Source organism: Azohydromonas caseinilytica (genome assembly GCF_012927045.1).
GTDB lineage: Bacteria > Pseudomonadota > Gammaproteobacteria > Burkholderiales > Burkholderiaceae_C > Azohydromonas > Azohydromonas caseinilytica.
In genome coordinates this window covers 340,860-357,843 of sequence record NZ_JABBFW010000001.1, presented here as the reverse complement: position 1 = coordinate 357,843, position 16,984 = coordinate 340,860, and the positions used below count along the sequence as shown (strand labels likewise).

Below are 16,984 nucleotides of genomic sequence, written 5' to 3'. Positions count from 1 at the left end.
CATGGCTGACAAGCAAACCCTGAAGGTCAAGCTGGTGCGCAGCGTGATCGGCACCAAGCAGTCCCACCGCGACACCGTGCGCGGCCTGGGCCTGCGCAAGCTCAACAGCGAGTCTGTCCTCGAGGACACGCCCGCGGTGCGCGGCATGATCAACAAGGTCGCCTACCTCGTGAAGGTGCTCTAAGCATCCACGGGACCAGGCACAAGGAATCGAACCATGCAACTCAACACCATCAAGCCCGCCTCGGGTGCCAAGCATGCCAAGCGCCGTGTCGGCCGCGGCATCGGCTCGGGCCTGGGCAAGACCGCGGGTCGCGGCCACAAGGGCCAGAAGTCGCGCGCCGGCGGCTTCCACAAGGTGGGCTTCGAAGGCGGCCAGATGCCGCTGCAGCGTCGCCTGCCCAAGCGCGGCTTCAAGTCGGCTTCGCTGAAGTTCAACGCCGAGATCACCCTGGCCGCGCTGCAGAAGCTCGAAGCCACGGAAGTGAACCTCGTGGTGCTCAAGGCCGCCGGCCTGGTGCCCGAGATCGCGCGCAACGTGAAGGTGATCAAGTCCGGTGAGCTGACCCGCGCGGTCACGCTGTCGGGCATTGGTGCCACTGCGGGCGCCAAGGTGGCGATCGAAGCGGCCGGCGGCAGCCTGGCCAGCAACGCTTAAGGACTTGCGCCTTGGCTACTTCAGCGAACCAGCTGGCCAAGAGCGGCAAGTTCGGCGACCTGCGTCGCCGGCTCGTCTTCCTGGTGCTTGCGCTGGTGGTCTATCGCATTGGCGCCCATATACCGGTGCCGGGGATCGACCCGCAGCAGCTGCAGCAGCTCTTCAAGAGCCAGTCGGGCGGCATCCTGAGCCTGTTCAACATGTTCTCCGGCGGGGCGCTGTCGCGCTTCACGGTGTTCGCGTTGGGCATCATGCCGTACATCTCGGCGTCGATCATCATGCAACTGATGACCTACGTTGTGCCTTCGCTGGAGTCGCTCAAGAAGGAAGGCGAGGCCGGGCGGCGCAAGATCACCCAGTACACGCGCTACGGCACGCTGGGTCTGGCGCTGTTCCAGTCGCTGGGCATCGCGCTCGCGCTCGAAGGCTCGCAGGGTCTGGTGCTGTCGCCGGGTTTCGGCTTCCGCATGACGACCGTGGTGAGCCTGGTGGCCGGCACGATGTTCCTGATGTGGCTGGGCGAGCAGATCACTGAGCGCGGGCTGGGCAACGGCATCTCGATCCTGATCTTCTCGGGCATTGCCGCGGGTCTGCCGGGTTCGGTGGGCGGGCTGTTCGAGCTGGTGCGCACTGGCGCGATGAGCATCATCGCGGCGCTGTTCATCATCGCGATCGTTGTGCTGGTGACGTATTTCGTCGTGTTCGTCGAGCGCGGGCAGCGCAAGATCTTGGTGAACTACGCCAAGCGTCAGGTGGGCAACAAGGTTTATGGTGGCCAGTCGTCGCACCTGCCCTTGAAGCTCAACATGTCGGGTGTGATTCCGCCGATCTTCGCGTCGTCGATCATCCTGCTGCCCGCCACCATCGTCGGCTGGTTCGCCACCGGCGAGGGCCTGACGTGGCTCAAGGATCTCTCCGGCGCGCTGTCGCCGGGGCAGCCGGTCTACGTGCTGCTGTACGCGGCGATGATCGTCTTCTTCTGCTTCTTCTATACGGCGCTGGTGTTCAACAGCCGTGAGACGGCAGACAACCTGAAGAAGAGCGGTGCGTTCATTCCGGGTATCCGTCCGGGCGAGAACACGGCGCGGCACATCGACCGCATCCTCTCGCGCCTGACGCTGGCGGGGGCGGCGTACATCACGCTGGTATGCCTGCTGCCGGAGTTCCTGGTGCTGAAGTACAACGTGCCGTTCTATTTCGGGGGCACCTCGCTGCTGATCATCGTGGTGGTGACGATGGACTTCTGGGCCCAGGTTCAGAGCTACGTGATGAGCCAGCAGTACGAGTCGCTGCTGAAGAAGGCGAACTTCAAGGCAAGCTGAGACGCGCATGGCCAAAGACGACGTCATCCAGATGCAGGGCGAGATCCTCGAAAATCTGCCCAACGCCACCTTCCGGGTGAAGCTTGAAAACGGGCACGTGGTGCTCGGCCACATCTCCGGAAAGATGCGTATGCACTACATCCGCATCCTTCCCGGCGACAAGGTCACCGTGGAGCTCACCCCTTACGATTTGAGTCGCGCTCGCATCGTCTTCCGGGCGAAATGAGTCATTGAAAGGTCAAGGAGAAGACCATGAAAGTAGCAGCTTCGGTCAAGAAGATGTGCCGCAATTGCAAGATCATCCGCCGCAACGGCGTGGTGCGCGTCATCTGCACCGATCCGCGCCACAAGCAGCGCCAGGGTTGAGCGGCTGAGCCCTCACCAACAGGACACAGAGGTATTCCATGGCACGTATTGCCGGCATCAACATCCCGCCGCACAAGCACACCGAGATCGGTCTGACCTCGATCTACGGTATCGGCCGCACCACTGCACAGAAGATCTGTGACTCGGTCGGCATCGCCTACTCCAAGAAGGTCAAGGACCTCACCGACGCCGATCTGGAAAAGATCCGCGAGGAGATCGGCCGCCTCACCATCGAGGGCGATCTGCGCCGTGAGATGTCGATCAACATCAAGCGGCTGATGGACCTCGGCTGCTACCGTGGCATGCGCCACCGCCGCGGCCTGCCCGTGCGCGGCCAGCGCACGAAGACCAACGCGCGCACCCGCAAGGGCCCGCGCAAGTCGGGCGCCCTGGTCAAGAAGTGAGCTGCTCGCAGCGATTGAGAGATACCGAACATGGCTAAGGCACCTACCAACTCCGCCGCGCGTCGCGTCAGCAAGAAGGTTCGCAAGAACATCGCCGACGGCATCGCTCACGTACACGCGTCGTTCAACAACACGATCATCACGATCACTGACCGCCAGGGCGGCGCCCTGTCCTGGGCCTCTTCCGGCGGCCAGGGCTTCAAGGGCTCGCGCAAGAGCACGCCCTTCGCGGCACAGGTGGCTGCCGAGACGGCCGGCCGTGCTGCGCAAGAGCAGGGCATCAAGAACCTGGACGTTAAGATCAAGGGCCCGGGCCCGGGTCGCGAGTCTTCGGTGCGCGCGCTGGCCTCGCTGGGCATCCGCATTACGTCGATCTCCGACGTGACGCCCGTGCCGCACAACGGCTGCCGCCCCCAGAAGCGCCGCCGCATCTGATTTCGTTATAGAATCGCGCCCTTTGCCGCCGCCTTCGGGCGGCATTGGCGCTTTCAGTGGGCCCGTGCGTGGGTGGAAGGTACCTTCCGCCGCCCCGGGCCGATGAAGACCACCGTCTGAGCGTCTCACAACAAGACCCGCCAGACTCGCGCACGGCCATCCCGGCCGCGGCGTCAGACAGACCCAAGGACAAGCACGTGGCACGTTACCTCGGCCCGAAGGCCAAACTCTCCCGCCGTGAAGGCACCGACCTGTTCCTGAAGAGCGCCCGCCGCGCCATCAGCGACAAGGCCAAGTTCGACAGCAAGCCCGGCCAGCATGGCCGCACCTCCGGCTCGCGCACCAGCGACTTCGGCCTGCAACTGCGCGAGAAGCAGAAGGTCAAGCGCATGTACGGCGTGCTCGAGCGCCAGTTCCGCCGCTACTTCGCCGAGGCCGAGCGCCGCCGCGGCAACACCGGTGCCAACCTGCTGTCGCTGCTGGAATCGCGCCTGGACAACGTGGTGTACCGCATGGGCTTCGGCTCGACCCGTGCCGAAGCGCGCCAGCTGGTGTCGCACAAGGCCATCACGGTCAACGGCCAGGTCGTGAACATCGCCTCCTACCTGGTCAAGGCCGGCGACACGGTGGCCGTGCGCGACACCAAGAAGAAGCAGCTGCGCATCCAGGACGCGCTCAAGCTGGCTGACTCCATCGGCCTGCCGGCCTGGGTGCAGGTGGACATCGCCAAGATGGAAGGCGTGTTCAAGAAGGCCCCGGACCGCGATGAGTTCGGTGCCGAGATCAACGAGTCGCTGATCGTCGAACTCTACTCGCGCTGATGCGCGAGCCCCCGCCGCCGTGCGCCGCGCCCGCGTGCGCGCACGGCGGCGGCAGACCCGCTGTGCATGCCGGGCGTGCAGCGGTCTGTGCCATGCCCGGCAGCTCCATCAGCCTTATCGGTGTAACGAGCCGAGGGTATTGACAGGAACAGGACTCAATGCAAACCAATCTGCTGAAACCCAAGGCCATCAACGTCGAGTCGCTGGGCGGTCACCGTGCCGAGGTGACGCTCGAGCCCTTCGAGCGCGGCTACGGCCACACGCTGGGCAACGCCCTGCGTCGTGTGCTGCTGTCGTCGATGGTGGGTTACGCGCCGACGGAAGTCACCATCGCGGGCGTGCTCCACGAGTACTCCACGATCGACGGCGTGCAGGAAGACGTGGTCCACATCATGCTCAACCTCAAGGGCGTGACGTTCCGGCTGCACAACCGTGACGAGGTCACGCTGGTGCTGCGCAAGGAAGGCGAGGGCCCCGTCACCGCCGGCGACATCCAGACGCCGCACGACGTCGAGATCATCAACCCCGAGCACGTCATCGCGCACCTGTCGCAAGGCGGCAAGCTCGACATGCAGATCAAGGTCGAGAAGGGCCGTGGCTACGTGCCGGGCAACATGCGCCGCTTCGGCGACGAGCCCACCAAGGCCATCGGTCGCATCGTCCTCGACGCTTCCTTCTCGCCCGTGCGCCGCGTCAGCTACGCCGTCGAGAACGCCCGCGTCGAGCAGCGCACCGACCTCGACAAGCTCGTGATGGAGATCGAGACCAACGGCGCCATCTCGCCCGAGGAAGCCATCCGCGCCTCGGCCAAGATCCTGGTGGAACAGCTCGCCGTGTTCGCGCAGCTCGAAGGCAACGAGATCGCCGCCTTCGACCAGCCCGCGCAGCGCAGCGCCCAGTTCGACCCGATCCTGCTGCGCCCCGTGGACGAGCTCGAACTCACCGTGCGCTCGGCCAACTGCCTCAAGGCCGAGAACATCTACTACATCGGCGACCTCATCCAGCGCACCGAGACCGAGCTGCTCAAGACGCCCAACCTGGGCCGCAAGTCGCTCAACGAGATCAAGGAAGTGCTGGCCTCGCGCGGCCTGACCCTGGGCGCGCGCCTGGAGAACTGGCCGCCGCAAGGCCTCGACAAGCGTTGATGGCCGCCGGCAGCGGCCCCGGCCGCTGCCGCGACTGATTGAAGAAATAGGGCCGCCTTGGCGGGCGGCCCGGTGCACCCCCCGGTACCTGACACGGCCGGGGGTTTTGATAAGGAAAGGAACGCACCATGCGCCACCGTAACGGTCCCCGCAAACTGAACCGCACCAGCGAACACCGCGCCGCCATGCTGCGCAACATGTGCGTGTCGCTGCTGCAGCACGAGGCCATCAAGACCACGGTCCCCAAGGCCAAGGAACTGCGCCGCGTCGTCGAGCCGCTGATCACGCTGGCCAAGGAGCCCACGCTGGCCAACCGCCGCCTGGCCTTCGACCGCCTGCGTGACCGCGACATCGTGGTCAAGCTCTTCAACGAGCTGGGCCCGCGCTACCAGACCCGTCCGGGCGGCTACACCCGCATCCTGAAGATGGGCTTCCGCGTCGGCGACAACGCCCCCATGGCCTACGTCGAGCTGGTGGACCGCCCCGAGCCGGTCGAAGCCGCTACGACCGAAGCCGCCGCCGAGTAAGCCTTTTCAGCCTCCTCGTGCCAGAAGGCCCGCCGCGCGCGGGCCTTTTTCATGGGCGCTGGGACGGCGCACCACCGTCCGGCATGCGCGAGCCGGGCCTGGATTGTTTAGGACAGCTGGAAAGTCTCCCAATGAGCGCGCGCATTGTTCGGTAGAGCTGACCAATACACCCTTGCCGGTGCTCAGTCTGCTGCCTCTCCCAGCGTGCCGCGATCGCGCCGCAATTGCCCGTCGGCGCCTATGTGCGCCACCTCCAGCGCGATGCCGGCAATGCGCCCGCCGTCCGGCACGGGCTCCAGCGCCAGCGTCGTGGCCAGCTCGCCGCGCAGCAGCAGCGTGGCCGTCAGCCGCTGCCAGTCCCCGCCGCCGTTGCGCGCCGCCATGTCGCGCTCCACGCCCGACAGCAGCACGCGCGGGCGCTCCAGGCGCAGCCACAGGCCGTCGATGGCGCCGCCCTCGGTGAGCGTGACCAAGTCGCGCCCGTTGAACTCCTTGAACAGCGCCGCCAGCGCCTGGGCCAGCAGCCGGTCGGCCTGCGCCGCCGCCAGGGCCCACACCGCCAGCGCCAGCTCCACCTGCACGGGCGCGCGCTCGGCAAGGCCGCGCACGGGCGCGCCCTTGAGCAGGACGAGCACCGGCCCCTTGGGCGCGGCGCGCAGCCGCAGCGCGTCGCCTTCGACCTCCCAGGCATCGTGGGCCGGCAGCAGCCAGCCCGGCGGTGACTGCACCTCGCTGACCTGCGGCCCGGTGCCGGCCGGCAGCGGATAGCGCCGCGCGTCGCCGGCATCGGGCTGCAGCGTGAGCAGGCGCAGCGCCTGCGGGCGCGACGGCCTGTCCTCCGCCTCGGCGCTGTCCAGGGGCGGCACATGGCGCTGCAGCGTGCGCGCGCACAGGCTCACCAGCGGCGCCGCGTCCGCCGGCGCGCGCTCGGCCGGCTGCAGCGCCACGCCCACGCCGTCGCCCAGCGCCTGGCGCAACGGTGTTTCGAGCAGGGTTTCGATCGCCATCAGCATGGCCGGCTCCTCAAGCTTCGGCGGGTAGCCACCACAGCCGGCTGGCCAGCCAGCCGCCGGACTGCGCGCCCAGCGGAATCCAGGCCCCGCCGTCGGCCTGCCAGGCCGCGTTCGCGATGCCGTCCACCGGCTCGCCGCCCTCGTACCAGATCAACTCTCCCTGCTCCACGCGCAGCACCGCCCACCAGGGCCCCGGCAGTGCCACGGCCGGCAAGGGCAGCTCGCAGCGCAGCCAGGCGGGGGCCGTGCCCGGCGGCAGCTGCCAGCGCAGCGGCGCGGCCAGCGGCGTGGCCGCCGGTGCACCGCCCGCGTCGGCATGCAGGGCCAGCGTGCCCGTGGCCTCCACCGCGCCGGTGTTGCGCAGCTGCAGTTCCAGCGCGGACAGGCCCAGCCCGGGCGGTGTCGGCCTGAACCCCTGCGCCGCGGCGCGGCCCGGGTCGCACCAGCGCCCACGCCCCGGAGCCGGCGCTTGCGGCAGCGGGCCCGGCCCGGGGCTCTCCGGCCGTGGTGGCGGGGGCGGCGGCGCGACGGGGCCGCTGGAAGCGCCGTCTCCCGGCGCCGGCTCCTGTTCCACGGCCCAGGCCGCGATGCGCAGCGAGGCCGGCGCCGCCGCGCGCAGCGTCAGCGGGATGCGGGTGCTGCCGGGATGGTCCACCAGCCAGCGGTTGAGGGCGCGGCTGAAGCCGTCCACCGCCACCGGCTGCAACGGCAGCGGGCCCGGGTGCTGGAAGAACGGCGCCTCGTCGCCCACCGCCAGCGAGACATGGCAGGGCTGCGGCGTGGCCTGCACGCTCACCGACAGCTTGCTCAGGTCCACCGCGCCGGGCACCAGCACGCCGGACCAGTTGCCGCCAACCTTGTTCTCCGTCAGCAGCTCCACCATCAACCGGCTGGCCGCGCAGGGCGGAAAGCGCGCGCTGGCGACGCCGTCCGCTCCGAAGCCCAGCGTGTCGCGCGGTGGCAGCGGCAGCCACTGGCCGGCGCTGAACATGCGCACCCGCGCCCCGGAGGCCGGCGCGCTGGTCTTGGCCGACGGCGCCTTCAGCGTCAGCGCGGTGAGGGCGCATTCGCGCCCCCAGTCGATGGACAGCCAGTGCGCGTTGCTGCCCTGGCTCACATCGGGCTTGCCGTCGGCGCCCGGCGTGAAGGCATCGGAGTCCAGCGCCGGTGCCTCCAACGCCGTGGCCGTGCCGCCCGCCGCCACGAACTGCAGCTGCGCCGACACCAGCTTGCGGCTGGCCGGCAGCACGATCTCCAGCGCCGTGCCGGCCGGCGTGGCCTGCACGGTGATCGGCGGCGCCCCGGCGGGTGCGCCCTGGACCAGGAGCCGGATCGTGTTGTCGCCCATGTCGCTGGCCGCCTCGCGCTGCGCGGGTCCCGACCTCAGCGCGAGGTCGCGGCGGCGGGCTCGTCACCGAGCACTTCGCTCAGCACCTGGATCGCGCCGCTGATGCGCAGCAGCGTGGTGCGCAGCTCCTCCTGGCGGCGGTTGAGCTCGGCCAGCGCGTTCTGGCCCTCGTTGAGCTGGGCCTGCAGCTCGCTGCGGCGGTTCTGCAGCTGGGCGCGCAGCTGGGGATCGGTTTCGGTGCTCATCGAATCACTTCCTGTTGCTTGAAATTGCCGGGCGGCCCCAGGGCCGGTGGCCCACCGGGGTGCCCAGCCGGTCACGCGGCGCCGGCCGGCCGGACACCGCCGAGCGCATCGAGCTGCCGGGTCTGCTGCTGCACGCGTGCGTCGAGCGCCTTGACGGCCTCCAGCAGCAGGCCCACCAGCGCGTTGTAGTCCACGCCCTTGAAGCCGTCGGGCCGGGGCACGACCGCCGCGGGCAGCACCGCCTCGACCTCCTGCGCCACCACGCCGACCTGCTCACCGTTGTCGGGCTGGTCGTTCCAGCGGAAGCTCACGCCGCGCAGCGCGCGCAGCTTGTCCAGCGCGCCCTCGATGGTGCGGATGTCGTGCTTGAGGTTGCGGTCCGACATCGGCGTGGTGCGGTTGCAGTAGACGATGCCCGAGTCGGTGTTGAAGGCGATCTTGATGGTGCCGTCGTTGGCGTCACGCAGGTAGAGCCAGTCGTCCACGGAGAGGTAGACCTGTCCCTGCCAGCGGTAGAAGGCGCCGTCGTTGCCCAGGTGGGCGGGCGCCTCGTCCTCCACGATCAGGCCGCGCGAGCGCATCCAGGTGTCGCTGGTGATGGCGCCGTTGACCTTGAGCGTGCCCGACGCGGTGGTGTTGGTGGCGTAGAGGCTGAGCTGCGGCACGGCATTGGCCTGGAAGCCCGTGAGCAGCAGCTCGGCGGCGTTGCCGTTGCCGGCGCTGTTGTAGGCCTCCAGGTAGATGCGGTTGTCGTTCGGGTTGTTGACGATGAGCAGCTGGCCGCCGCCGTTGCCCTGCAGGCCCAGCCGGATGCTGCTGGCGTTGACCGCCAGGTCGCCGGTGACGTTGAGCGCGCCGTTGACGTTGAGCCGGCTCAGCGCCCCCCAGCCCATGTCGCGCCCGATGGTGATCGAGTTCTCCGCGCCGCGGTAATAGGCGAGGCTGGCCAGGCGCTTGCCGGCGTCGTGGATCGCGATCTCGGTGTCGTCCAGCGTCTCCAGCAGCAGCGCGGCCGTGCTGGCGTTCCAGTTGCTGCCGCCGCCGTAGTTGGTCGTGGTGCTGCCGATGGTCAGCGAGCCGGCGGCCATGCGGCCGTTGGGCACCGCGTAGCCGCCGTCGGCGCTCACCAGCGCCGCGCCGGTGACCTGCAGTGCCGCCGCGCCCGGCGCCCCGCCGATGCCCACGCGGCCGTTGGCATCCCAGCGCAGCGCGGCGCGTTCGGCGCCGTTGGTGCTGCCCAGTACGCCGCCGGAAAAGCCGTAGAGCACCGGGCCGTCCACGCTGAGCGTGGCGAAGGTCTTGCCCCCGCCGAACCAGCCCAGGCCGTGGTTGTTGTCGCTGCCGCTGCGCAGCAGCAGGTTGCTGTCGTTGATGCGCAGGTCGCCCTGCACCGTGAGCTTGCTCGTGACGGTCGGGTTGCCGCTGCGGTCGAGCTTGCTGTCGCCCAGGCCCTTGACCTTGCTGAGCAGGTCGTCGATCTCCTTGAGCAGCCCCCGGCCGTTGACCTGCAGCGACTTCACCGCCACCTCGGCCTGCGGGTCGATGCGCGCGCCGTCGATGGCACCCGGAGCGATGCCCGCGCGCCCGATGGGCGGCGCGTCGTCGCCGCCGGTGTGGGCATGGCCGTGCAGCGCCTCGCGGGCCTGCACCTGCATTTCGTTCCAATCCGCGGCGAGCATGATGTCGCCGGGGTCCTTCTTGACGTAGGGGACGGGTCGGGCCATGTCAGAAGCTCACTTCCCAGGTGAAGGTCAATTCGAGGTTGCCGGCGCGGTTGATCACCGGGAAGGTGACGCGGTTGTAGACCACCTGCCGCTCGGGCAGGACGATCACGATGCCGGCCTCCTGGATCGCCTGCGGTCGCGCGTCGCCGGTGGCCGGCAGCGTGGCGGTGACGCGCGCCAGCGCGCGGTGCTCCTGCACCGCCGCATCCACCACCACGCTGGCCGGCGCGTCGGCCAGCGTGGTGATCGTGGCCGCGTCGGCGCCCAGGCTCTCGCCGTTGCTGCCGGCGGCGATGCGCAGCTCGCTGGGCTGCACCTGGCCGGCAAACATGCGCGCCAGCAGCTGCCGGCCTACGTCCGTGATCAGGTTGTCCACCCGGCGCTCATCGACCAGCCGGCCCGCGCCGTCGGTGATGGCGATGTGCAGCCGGCCAGACAGGCCGTGCCGTTCCTTCAGGCTCATTGCCACGTGCTCCTCAGTTCAATGCGGTCGCCGGCCGCGGCAGCCGCGGGGGAGGCCCCGGATGCCAGCCGCGCGACGTCGAATACCGCGCCGATGCTCAATCCCACTTCCCCGGCCGAGGCCGGCTCGCGCAGCGTCTGGCCCAGCTTCACGCTGACCAGCGCATCCTGCAGCGCCATGGCCTCCTGGTGGCGCAGCCCGACGCCGAAGGCGGCCAGCGCCTCGTCCAGCGGCTGCGCCTCGCGCAGCACCGGCGCGGGAAAGTCCACCCGCGCGCGCGTGCCGGCCGGGCGGGCGCGCTCCACGTCGGCCAGCAGCAGCTCCACCGCGCCGCTGAGCTTGGCCGTCTCCACCCAGCCGTTGGCCGGCAGGTTGAGCACGAAGCTGAACGGCTCGCGCGTGACCCAGCGCAGCGCCAGCGTGAAGCGCGGCGCGTTGGGGCCGTCGCCGGCACTGGCCGGGTCGGCGCGCTCCAGCACCTCGAACAGCGTCTTGGCGAAGGCCGCGCTGGCGTCGCCGATGCCCGGGTCGATGAGCGAGAAATGCGCGCCGCTGTCCTGCTCCGAGGCCGCCAGGCGCGAGGTGGCCGCGTCGAAGCGGTACACCGGCGAGGGGAAGGTCAGCAGCGACCACTCGTTGTCGCCCGGCGTCAGCAGCGGGGTGCGGACGGCCGCCTCCAGCACGCCGAAGCGCATGCACTCGTCGGCCTCGATGCCCACGCCGCCGAACTTGGGGCCCTCGGGCTCCGCGGTTTCGGCGTTGGGCCCGCCCAGGCGCGAGCCGCGCAGGTAGTAGATGGCCGCACTCACGTCGCGGACCTGGCCGCTCTGGGCCTGCACCAGCTCGGCGCGTCCGCGCGGGCTGCGCAGCAGCCAGGGGTGCGGTGTCGGGCGCTCGTAGGAGGCCAGCGCGGCGTCCTCCTCGGCGCTGAGCTGCGGCGCCAGCCGCAGCGTCCAGCCCGGCTCCAGGTCGCCGGCGTAGAGCACGATCTCGCCCGAGGCCCGGCTTTGCAGCGCGGGGAACGACACCGCGCGGTCCACCGCCAGCTCCAGCTGCGGCCGGTCCGCCACCAGCGAGTCGTTGCGCAGCGTGAAGAAGCGCCGCAGCCGCAGGTCCCGGCCCTGCCAGCGCGCCGAATGGGCTGGCTGCTCGTTCAGCCAGGGCTCGAACAGCGCCGGCTGCGGGCAGGGTTGCGAGGGGTCGCCGCAGGCCGGGCAGCGCTTGCGCCGGCCCGGCGGCAGCGCGCGCGCCAGCGTGGCGTTGCGGTCGCGGCGGAACTTGGGGCAGGGCTCGGCGCCCAGGTCGGCAATGGCCAGCGACAGCAGCGCGCGCGGCGTGGCCAGCCCGCCCTGGCGGATGGCCTGCGTGATCTGCAGCCGCTGCCGGTAGGCCTCGCCGGCCTCGGGCCGCAGCAGCCGCCACAGCGCGGCCAGCGGGTCGGCGTCCGCCGCGCCCTCCGCGGTGGGGTCGTCCGCCTCGGCGCTGCCGTCCCCGGCCGCGGCCTGGAGCGGCGCGAAGCGCCAGCGCAGCTCGTCGCCGTCGTCCAGCCGCAGGCTCAGGCCCGGCAGGCGTGGCACGGGCAGCGGGAAATCCCCCAGCGGCAGCATCACGCCCAACAGCTGCAGCGCGTCGTCGCGCTCGGCCGGGGCGTCGAAGCGCACGCTGACGCTGCCGTCCGCCTGCGCCGTGGCCCCGGCGTGGCGCAGCCGCGCCGGCAGCCGCTCGATGCGCAGCAGCGCGCCCAGCCGCTCCAGGGCCGAGAGGGCCGCCTCGTCCTCGCTGCCGGGCTCGGTGCCGGCCAGGGCCACCCAGCGGTCGTGCAGCACCCGGCGCGCGTCGGTGTCGAAGCGGCCCAGCGCCTGCGCCAGGGCGTCCAGCAGCGTGCCCACCGCGCTGCCGGCCGGCTGCGCCGCGTAGACGCGGGGCAGCAGCTCCAGCAGCCGGCTCAGGCGTCGCGCGGCGTCGCTCATTGGGGCACCCTCGCGCTGCGCGCGGTCCCGCCAAGCGGGACGGATCGCCCCCTTCGGAACGGCCGTGCGGGGGCGCTCATTGCGGGCTCACGCTCACCGGCGTGTTGCGCAGCCGCGGCAGCTCGCGCGGGGCCAGCGCGTCATCGGGCTGGTCCTTGGACAGCTCGACCACGCGCCCGTCGGCGGCATGCAGCACCGTGATGCGCAGCCCGGCCAGCGCTTCGGCGCGCAGCACCGGGCCGACGATCTTGGCGCGCAGCGGCTCGAACTCCAGGCGCCCGGCCTTGGCCGCGGCCGTCACCAGCGGCCCCACCAGCGTGCGCAGCTTGTCCGCCACGCCCTCGCTGCTGCCGCCCGGGGCCAGCTCCAGGGCGATGTCCACCAGCACCTCCGGCGCCGGGCCCAGCAGCGTCAGCCGCACCGGCAGCTCCGCGGGCCGCAGCCCGATGCGCTCGCGCGGCCCGACCAGGATGTCCCCATTGCTCAGCAGGTAGCGGCTGGCCTGCGATTTCAGCGCCCCGTCGGCGCCGTCCTCGCGCACGAAGGGCTCCATCAGCGTGCTGAAGCCGGGCGTGGAGTCGATCTGGATCACCGCGTCGTGGCTGCTCAGGATCGAGCGCAGCTTGCTCTCGCGCACCGGCTCGCCCACGCCCAGCTGCGCGAAGTAGCTGGCCAGCCGGCCCGTCAGCAGCGACTCGATGGCCTTGCGCTCGTGCAGCGGCCGCTCGCTGTCCAGCGTCAGCGTCGCCGTCACCTGCACCCACACCCGCGTGGCCGGCGCGCTGCGCACCACGATCCCGGCCGGGCGCACCAGCTCGATGCGGTCATGCACCTGCTGCATCAGCGCGGCGTCCACGTCCGGGTCGCCCACCACCACCTGGATCTGCCCGGGCAGCAGCGCCGGGTCGGCCGGGTACTCCAGCACCTTGACCTCGGCGATGCCCAGCGCGCGCACCGCCTGCTCGATGGCGGCGACGGTGGCGGTGGTGGTGGCGCCGGCCTGCGCGCGCACGCGCTGGCGCAGCTCCTCGTCGCTCTCGGCGCGCTGGCGCGGGATCAGGTCGGCGGCGTTGCGCACGGCCTCGATGCCGGCGATGGGCCGGGGCATGGTGTTGAGCGCACCCGAAGGCACCGGCTTGCCGTCGCGCGAGGGCTCCACGCTGAGCACGCCCACGCTCACCAGGCTGTCGCCCTGCGCCAGCGTGGCCGGCTCGGTGGTGGCGAACAGCGGCTGGTCGCGCCCGGCCACCAGCGTGCCGGCGGGAATGTGGATGTCCTGCGGCGCGCCCTGGCCGCGCGAGAAGGTCACCAGGCCTTCCAGGTGCCCCGGCGCGCGCCGCTGCACGCCCACCAGCGCCACCACGAAGTTCAGGGCCTGGCCGCTGGCGGTGTCGAGGTAGGCGCTGCGCCAGACCTGCTCCAGCTGCTCGTAGCCCACGGCCATCTCGCGCGCGAACACCTCCATCAGCGTGCGCACCACGCTGCCGCCGTTGGCGTCGGTGAGCGCGGTGCGCCCGCCGCGGCCCGAGGCCGCGTCCTCCAGCAGCGCCGCGACGATCTCGGCGAAGTCCTTCTTGTGGAACGGCAGCTCAGCGGCCATCGAGCGTGACTCCCAGGGCCGCGCGGCGGCCGTCGATCGCGGTGACCACCGCGTGCAGGTCCAGGCTGTCGGGCGCGTCGGCGCGCGGCGTCACCGTGATCTCCACCACCTCCTGCACGCGCGGGTCGTCCAGCAGCGCGCGGCGCGCGTAGCGGCGGATGAGCTCACGGTTGGCGCGGTCCATGGGCTCGCCCAGCAGGTCGCGGATGCGGCTGCCGTAGCGCGGATGGCCCAGGCCGCCGAGGTCGCCGCGGTCCACCAGCAGCCGCAGCGACAGCGCCTGCACCAGGTTGTCCAGGCCCGAAACGGTTTCCAGGCCGCCGCTCTGCGCGGCCAGGTCCACGCCCTGGGCGTTGAATTCGAGCTTGAGATCGACGCCGTACAGCGCGGCGGCGTCGGCGGGGTTGCGGGGGTTCATCGCCATGTCCTCGTTGCGGACCCTTCTCACATCAGGCGGCCCGGCGCGGCGCTGGCGCCGGGGGCGCAGGCGATGCCGGGGCTGACCATCGCCTGCGCGGCGAACAGCGTGAAGCCCAGGTCGATGGCCTGCGCCGCGGCCTGGGCCAGCGCCGGCGCGTCCTCGCCGCGGATGCCGTTCTGCTGCAGGAAGCCGTCGAGCAGCGGCTTGAGCTGCGACTGCAGCGGCACCGGCGCCAGCATCCCCGGCGCCGTGGTGACGAAGCCGGCGATGGCGATGCCGGGCAGCACCATCGCCAGCGCCGTGAACAGCTGCACCGCCTGGGCCAGGCCCGCGGCCAGCGCCTTGCCCAGCGGATTGGCGTCCTCGCCGCGAATGCCCTGGCCCGCCAGGAAGCCGTTGACGAGGCCTTCGAGCTGCGAAGCGCCGGGGCCGCCGGCCGGCGGCGGCATGAGCAGGCCCGGGCCGGCGGTGGCGCCGCTGCCGCTGATCGGGTCGCACGGCGCCGGGATGCCCGGCTGCACCATCGCCATGGACAGCAGCAGCGTCAGCGTCTGCGCGGTCGAGGCGGCGATGGCCTTGGCCAGGCCGGGCGCATCCTCGCCGCGCAGGCCGGCGCCCTGCAGGAAGCCCAGAGTGGCCGATTCGAGCTGGGAGGCGGTGGGGGCGGGCATGGGCAGCGTGTCCTCTCGTCCTCAGCCCTTGGCCTTGACCGTCTTGGACGGCACCAGCGGCTTGCCGGTGAAGTAGCACTTGTGGCTGGCCTCGGTGATCACGCCCGCGCCGCCGTCGCCCAGGTCGATGTTGCCGGAGGCGTCGATCTTGGCGTCGGTGCACTTGAGCGCCACCGCGCCCTTGACCTCGATCTTGAGCTCGGCCTCGCCGGCGATCTCCACCGCGCCGTCCTTGCGCACCGTCAGCACCGTCTTGCCGGCCGTGACCACCACCGACTCGTCCTTGTCGATGGCGATCGAGCTCACGCCCCGCAGCGGCGACTCGATGCGCCACTCCTTCTCGGCGTGCTTGGGCGGGTTGGCTTTCTCCGAGTAGAGGCGGCCCACGACCACGGCGCGGTTGGGATCACCGTTGACGTAGGCCAACAGCACCAGGTCGCCCACCGCCGGGGCGCTGACCATGCCGATGTGCGGCGTGGCGATGGGCACGCGGCGCAGCTCCAGCGTGCCCTCGCGCAGCTGCACGTTGCACTCGTGGTTGTGGCCGTCGTCGTCGCCCTCGTGGGCGAACACGCTGGTCACCACCCCGATGTCGGGCAGGCGCAGCGCGGCGAGCTCGTCGCGCACGATGGCGCGGATGGCGGCGGTGGGATCGGTCATGGCACTGCGGCGCTCGTGGCGTCAGGCTCAGGCAGCCTTGGTCGGGTCGAAGCCCACCGGCAGCGCGTCGGCGCGGAAGGGCTTGGCGCGCTTGAGGTTCTTGGCGTCGTAGTCCAGGTGCATCAGCCGGTTGATGGTGGCGTTGTCGAGCCGGCCGGTGACGGGGAGGTCGTTGATCTTCTGGAACGCGCGCAGCCGCGTGGCGAAGTCGTCGGCCAGCACCTTGGCGTCGGCCACCGGGTACTTGGCGCCGTAGCCCAGCGCCTCCAGCAGCGCGTTGGCCTCGGCGATGTCGCGGCCGGCCTGCGCGCCGCTGAAGTCCAGGTCGTACACCGTCTCGCTGCTGCCCGGGTCGCCCCAGGTGCCCACGGCGCGCAGCGGCAGCTTGCCCGGCGCGGCGCCGGCCACGCGGCGCGCGCCCAGCGTCAGCACCGAGATCGGCTCCTTGCCCTTGCCCAGGTTCTGCACCTTCCAGCCCTGCCAGAAGCCCCAGTGCAGCAGCTGCAGCTTGCCGGTCTTGGCGATGTTGACGTGCGTGGTGAGCTTGTCGTCCACCGTGCCGTCGGTGAGCTGTTCCACGGCCAGCAGGCCGTAGAGCTCGGCGCCGATGATCTCCAGGTCCTCGGGCTCGGGCACCTTGTCGGCGAGCTGCACGATCTTGTCCACGATGTCGCCCACGCCGGCGATGGGCGAGGCCGGGCTGGGCTCCTGGCCCACGGCCAGTTCCAGCGCGTTGATGAACTCCTTGCTGGTGGCCTGCTTGACCAGGTCGGCCGAGACCTCCACCAGCGCCTTGGCGGCGTCGCCCTGCACCAGCAGGTCGGTGGCGTCGAGCGTGAAGCGCTGCAGGTAGGAGATGGCCAGCGTCACCACGTCCATGGCCTTCATCACGCCCTTGGCGATCACGTCGGCGTCGCCGGTGGCGGGGTCGGCGAACTGGCGCACGCGCACGATGCGCACCCAGCGCGGGGCCTGGTCGGGGCGCTTGCTCGACTCCAGCGAGCGGCGCACCGCCGCCAGCAGTTGCGCGATGGCGGCAAAGGGGTTGGCGCGCGCATCGACCGCGGCCGGCGTCGTGGCCGGGACGACAGCGGGCAGGTTGGCCGGCGCGGGCGCCGCGACGGTGGCAACCGCGGGGGTGGTGGTGACGGTGTCAGGCATGGTGGTCCCTCCGTTGGAAATGGGTGGTGC

At 71.0% G+C, this 16,984-nt stretch carries 21 protein-coding genes; 10 read left to right on the top strand and 11 right to left on the bottom strand.

Features of this window, described 5'->3' with window-relative positions:
- The first annotated feature begins 1 nt into the window (after position 1).
- The 10 genes from rpmD (at position 2) to rplQ (ending at position 5,678) form a co-directional block, all read left to right on the top strand.
- Positions 2-184 carry a 50S ribosomal protein L30 gene (rpmD, locus tag HHL10_RS01745; RefSeq protein ID WP_066342448.1) on the top strand — a complete coding sequence of 61 codons (183 nt, stop codon included), beginning with the start codon at positions 2-4 and terminating at the stop codon, positions 182-184.
- A 33-nt stretch (positions 185-217) separates the two neighbouring features.
- The gene (gene rplO, locus HHL10_RS01740) at positions 218-658 is read left to right on the top strand and encodes a 50S ribosomal protein L15 (protein WP_169158614.1); all 441 of its coding nucleotides are present in this window, start codon (positions 218-220) and stop codon (positions 656-658) included.
- Between the two features lie 11 nt (positions 659-669).
- A complete protein-coding gene (gene secY, locus HHL10_RS01735; protein WP_169158613.1) occupies positions 670-1,980 on the top strand; it encodes a preprotein translocase subunit SecY in 1,311 nt (436 codons plus the stop codon).
- Between the two features lie 7 nt (positions 1,981-1,987).
- Positions 1,988-2,206 (top strand): translation initiation factor IF-1, encoded by a 219-nt coding sequence (infA, locus tag HHL10_RS01730; RefSeq protein WP_009855680.1) that lies wholly within the window; start codon positions 1,988-1,990, stop codon positions 2,204-2,206.
- Between the two features lie 26 nt (positions 2,207-2,232).
- Entirely contained in the window at positions 2,233-2,346 is a 114-nt protein-coding gene (gene rpmJ, locus HHL10_RS01725) for a 50S ribosomal protein L36 (protein WP_028997278.1), read from the top strand.
- A 38-nt stretch (positions 2,347-2,384) separates the two neighbouring features.
- Positions 2,385-2,750: a 30S ribosomal protein S13 gene (rpsM, locus tag HHL10_RS01720; RefSeq protein ID WP_169158612.1), complete on the top strand. Its 366-nt coding sequence runs from the start codon at positions 2,385-2,387 to the stop codon at positions 2,748-2,750.
- Between the two features lie 30 nt (positions 2,751-2,780).
- Positions 2,781-3,185 (top strand): 30S ribosomal protein S11, encoded by a 405-nt coding sequence (gene rpsK / locus HHL10_RS01715; protein WP_169158611.1) that lies wholly within the window; start codon positions 2,781-2,783, stop codon positions 3,183-3,185.
- A 197-nt stretch (positions 3,186-3,382) separates the two neighbouring features.
- Positions 3,383-4,006 (top strand): 30S ribosomal protein S4, encoded by a 624-nt coding sequence (rpsD, locus tag HHL10_RS01710; protein WP_169158610.1) that lies wholly within the window; start codon positions 3,383-3,385, stop codon positions 4,004-4,006.
- A gap of 158 nt (positions 4,007-4,164) precedes the next feature.
- On the top strand, positions 4,165-5,151 hold the full coding sequence (locus tag HHL10_RS01705; protein WP_157269293.1) for a DNA-directed RNA polymerase subunit alpha: 987 nt from the start codon (positions 4,165-4,167) through the stop codon (positions 5,149-5,151).
- Between the two features lie 128 nt (positions 5,152-5,279).
- On the top strand, positions 5,280-5,678 hold the full coding sequence (rplQ, locus tag HHL10_RS01700; RefSeq protein ID WP_169158608.1) for a 50S ribosomal protein L17: 399 nt from the start codon (positions 5,280-5,282) through the stop codon (positions 5,676-5,678).
- Positions 5,679-5,860: 182 nt separating this feature from the next.
- Here rplQ and HHL10_RS01695 read toward each other — a convergent pair whose 3' ends face one another.
- From HHL10_RS01695 to HHL10_RS01645, 11 genes are all read right to left on the bottom strand, one after another.
- Positions 5,861-6,691 carry a hypothetical protein gene (locus HHL10_RS01695; RefSeq protein ID WP_169158606.1) on the bottom strand — a complete coding sequence of 277 codons (831 nt, stop codon included), beginning with the start codon at positions 6,689-6,691 and terminating at the stop codon, positions 5,861-5,863.
- A 10-nt stretch (positions 6,692-6,701) separates the two neighbouring features.
- Complete coding sequence (locus tag HHL10_RS01690; protein ID WP_169158605.1) at positions 6,702-8,039, bottom strand: hypothetical protein; 1,338 nt, start codon at positions 8,037-8,039, stop codon at positions 6,702-6,704.
- 35 nt (positions 8,040-8,074) lie between these two features.
- Positions 8,075-8,284 (bottom strand): hypothetical protein, encoded by a 210-nt coding sequence (locus HHL10_RS01685; RefSeq protein WP_205832860.1) that lies wholly within the window; start codon positions 8,282-8,284, stop codon positions 8,075-8,077.
- 71 nt (positions 8,285-8,355) lie between these two features.
- Positions 8,356-10,008 carry a tail fiber domain-containing protein gene (locus tag HHL10_RS01680; RefSeq protein ID WP_169158604.1) on the bottom strand — a complete coding sequence of 551 codons (1,653 nt, stop codon included), beginning with the start codon at positions 10,006-10,008 and terminating at the stop codon, positions 8,356-8,358.
- Position 10,009: 1 nt separating this feature from the next.
- The gene (locus HHL10_RS01675) at positions 10,010-10,471 is read right to left on the bottom strand and encodes a hypothetical protein (RefSeq protein ID WP_169158602.1); all 462 of its coding nucleotides are present in this window, start codon (positions 10,469-10,471) and stop codon (positions 10,010-10,012) included.
- Positions 10,468-12,441: a hypothetical protein gene (locus tag HHL10_RS01670; RefSeq protein WP_169158600.1), complete on the bottom strand. Its 1,974-nt coding sequence runs from the start codon at positions 12,439-12,441 to the stop codon at positions 10,468-10,470. Before HHL10_RS01670 ends, HHL10_RS01675 begins: the two co-directional genes overlap by 4 nt.
- A 76-nt stretch (positions 12,442-12,517) precedes the next feature.
- Positions 12,518-14,041 carry a baseplate J/gp47 family protein gene (locus HHL10_RS01665; protein ID WP_169158599.1) on the bottom strand — a complete coding sequence of 508 codons (1,524 nt, stop codon included), beginning with the start codon at positions 14,039-14,041 and terminating at the stop codon, positions 12,518-12,520.
- Entirely contained in the window at positions 14,031-14,459 is a 429-nt protein-coding gene (locus HHL10_RS01660) for a contractile injection system sheath initiator (RefSeq protein WP_169158598.1), read from the bottom strand. Before HHL10_RS01660 ends, HHL10_RS01665 begins: the two co-directional genes overlap by 11 nt.
- Before the next feature lie 26 nt (positions 14,460-14,485).
- Positions 14,486-15,133 carry a hypothetical protein gene (locus tag HHL10_RS01655; RefSeq protein WP_169158596.1) on the bottom strand — a complete coding sequence of 216 codons (648 nt, stop codon included), beginning with the start codon at positions 15,131-15,133 and terminating at the stop codon, positions 14,486-14,488.
- A 21-nt stretch (positions 15,134-15,154) separates the two neighbouring features.
- Positions 15,155-15,793, bottom strand: coding sequence for a phage baseplate assembly protein V (locus HHL10_RS01650; RefSeq protein ID WP_169158595.1), 639 nt, complete (start codon positions 15,791-15,793; stop codon positions 15,155-15,157).
- A gap of 27 nt (positions 15,794-15,820) precedes the next feature.
- Complete coding sequence (locus tag HHL10_RS01645) at positions 15,821-16,954, bottom strand: peptidoglycan-binding domain-containing protein (protein WP_169158594.1); 1,134 nt, start codon at positions 16,952-16,954, stop codon at positions 15,821-15,823.
- Between the last annotated feature and the right edge of the window lie 30 nt (positions 16,955-16,984).

What these genes read in the sequence shown, in the direction of transcription:
- rpmD (WP_066342448.1), top strand. Translation starts at nt 2, where the DNA reads ATGGCTGACAAGCAAACCCTGAAGGTCAAGCTGGTGCGCAGCGTGATC.
- rplO (WP_169158614.1), top strand. Translation starts at nt 218, where the DNA reads ATGCAACTCAACACCATCAAGCCCGCCTCGGGTGCCAAGCATGCCAAG.
- infA (WP_009855680.1), top strand. Translation starts at nt 1,988, where the DNA reads ATGGCCAAAGACGACGTCATCCAGATGCAGGGCGAGATCCTCGAAAAT.
- rpmJ (WP_028997278.1), top strand. Translation starts at nt 2,233, where the DNA reads ATGAAAGTAGCAGCTTCGGTCAAGAAGATGTGCCGCAATTGCAAGATC.
- rpsM (WP_169158612.1), top strand. Translation starts at nt 2,385, where the DNA reads ATGGCACGTATTGCCGGCATCAACATCCCGCCGCACAAGCACACCGAG.
- rpsK (WP_169158611.1), top strand. Translation starts at nt 2,781, where the DNA reads ATGGCTAAGGCACCTACCAACTCCGCCGCGCGTCGCGTCAGCAAGAAG.
- HHL10_RS01705 (WP_157269293.1), top strand. Translation starts at nt 4,165, where the DNA reads ATGCAAACCAATCTGCTGAAACCCAAGGCCATCAACGTCGAGTCGCTG.
- rplQ (WP_169158608.1), top strand. Translation starts at nt 5,280, where the DNA reads ATGCGCCACCGTAACGGTCCCCGCAAACTGAACCGCACCAGCGAACAC.
- HHL10_RS01695 (WP_169158606.1), bottom strand. Translation starts at nt 6,691, where the DNA reads ATGCTGATGGCGATCGAAACCCTGCTCGAAACACCGTTGCGCCAGGCG.
- HHL10_RS01690 (WP_169158605.1), bottom strand. Translation starts at nt 8,039, where the DNA reads ATGGGCGACAACACGATCCGGCTCCTGGTCCAGGGCGCACCCGCCGGG.
- HHL10_RS01685 (WP_205832860.1), bottom strand. Translation starts at nt 8,284, where the DNA reads ATGAGCACCGAAACCGATCCCCAGCTGCGCGCCCAGCTGCAGAACCGC.
- HHL10_RS01680 (WP_169158604.1), bottom strand. Translation starts at nt 10,008, where the DNA reads ATGGCCCGACCCGTCCCCTACGTCAAGAAGGACCCCGGCGACATCATG.
- HHL10_RS01675 (WP_169158602.1), bottom strand. Translation starts at nt 10,471, where the DNA reads ATGAGCCTGAAGGAACGGCACGGCCTGTCTGGCCGGCTGCACATCGCC.
- HHL10_RS01670 (WP_169158600.1), bottom strand. Translation starts at nt 12,441, where the DNA reads ATGAGCGACGCCGCGCGACGCCTGAGCCGGCTGCTGGAGCTGCTGCCC.
- HHL10_RS01665 (WP_169158599.1), bottom strand. Translation starts at nt 14,041, where the DNA reads ATGGCCGCTGAGCTGCCGTTCCACAAGAAGGACTTCGCCGAGATCGTC.
- HHL10_RS01660 (WP_169158598.1), bottom strand. Translation starts at nt 14,459, where the DNA reads ATGAACCCCCGCAACCCCGCCGACGCCGCCGCGCTGTACGGCGTCGAT.
- HHL10_RS01655 (WP_169158596.1), bottom strand. Translation starts at nt 15,133, where the DNA reads ATGCCCGCCCCCACCGCCTCCCAGCTCGAATCGGCCACTCTGGGCTTC.
- HHL10_RS01650 (WP_169158595.1), bottom strand. Translation starts at nt 15,793, where the DNA reads ATGACCGATCCCACCGCCGCCATCCGCGCCATCGTGCGCGACGAGCTC.
- HHL10_RS01645 (WP_169158594.1), bottom strand. Translation starts at nt 16,954, where the DNA reads ATGCCTGACACCGTCACCACCACCCCCGCGGTTGCCACCGTCGCGGCG.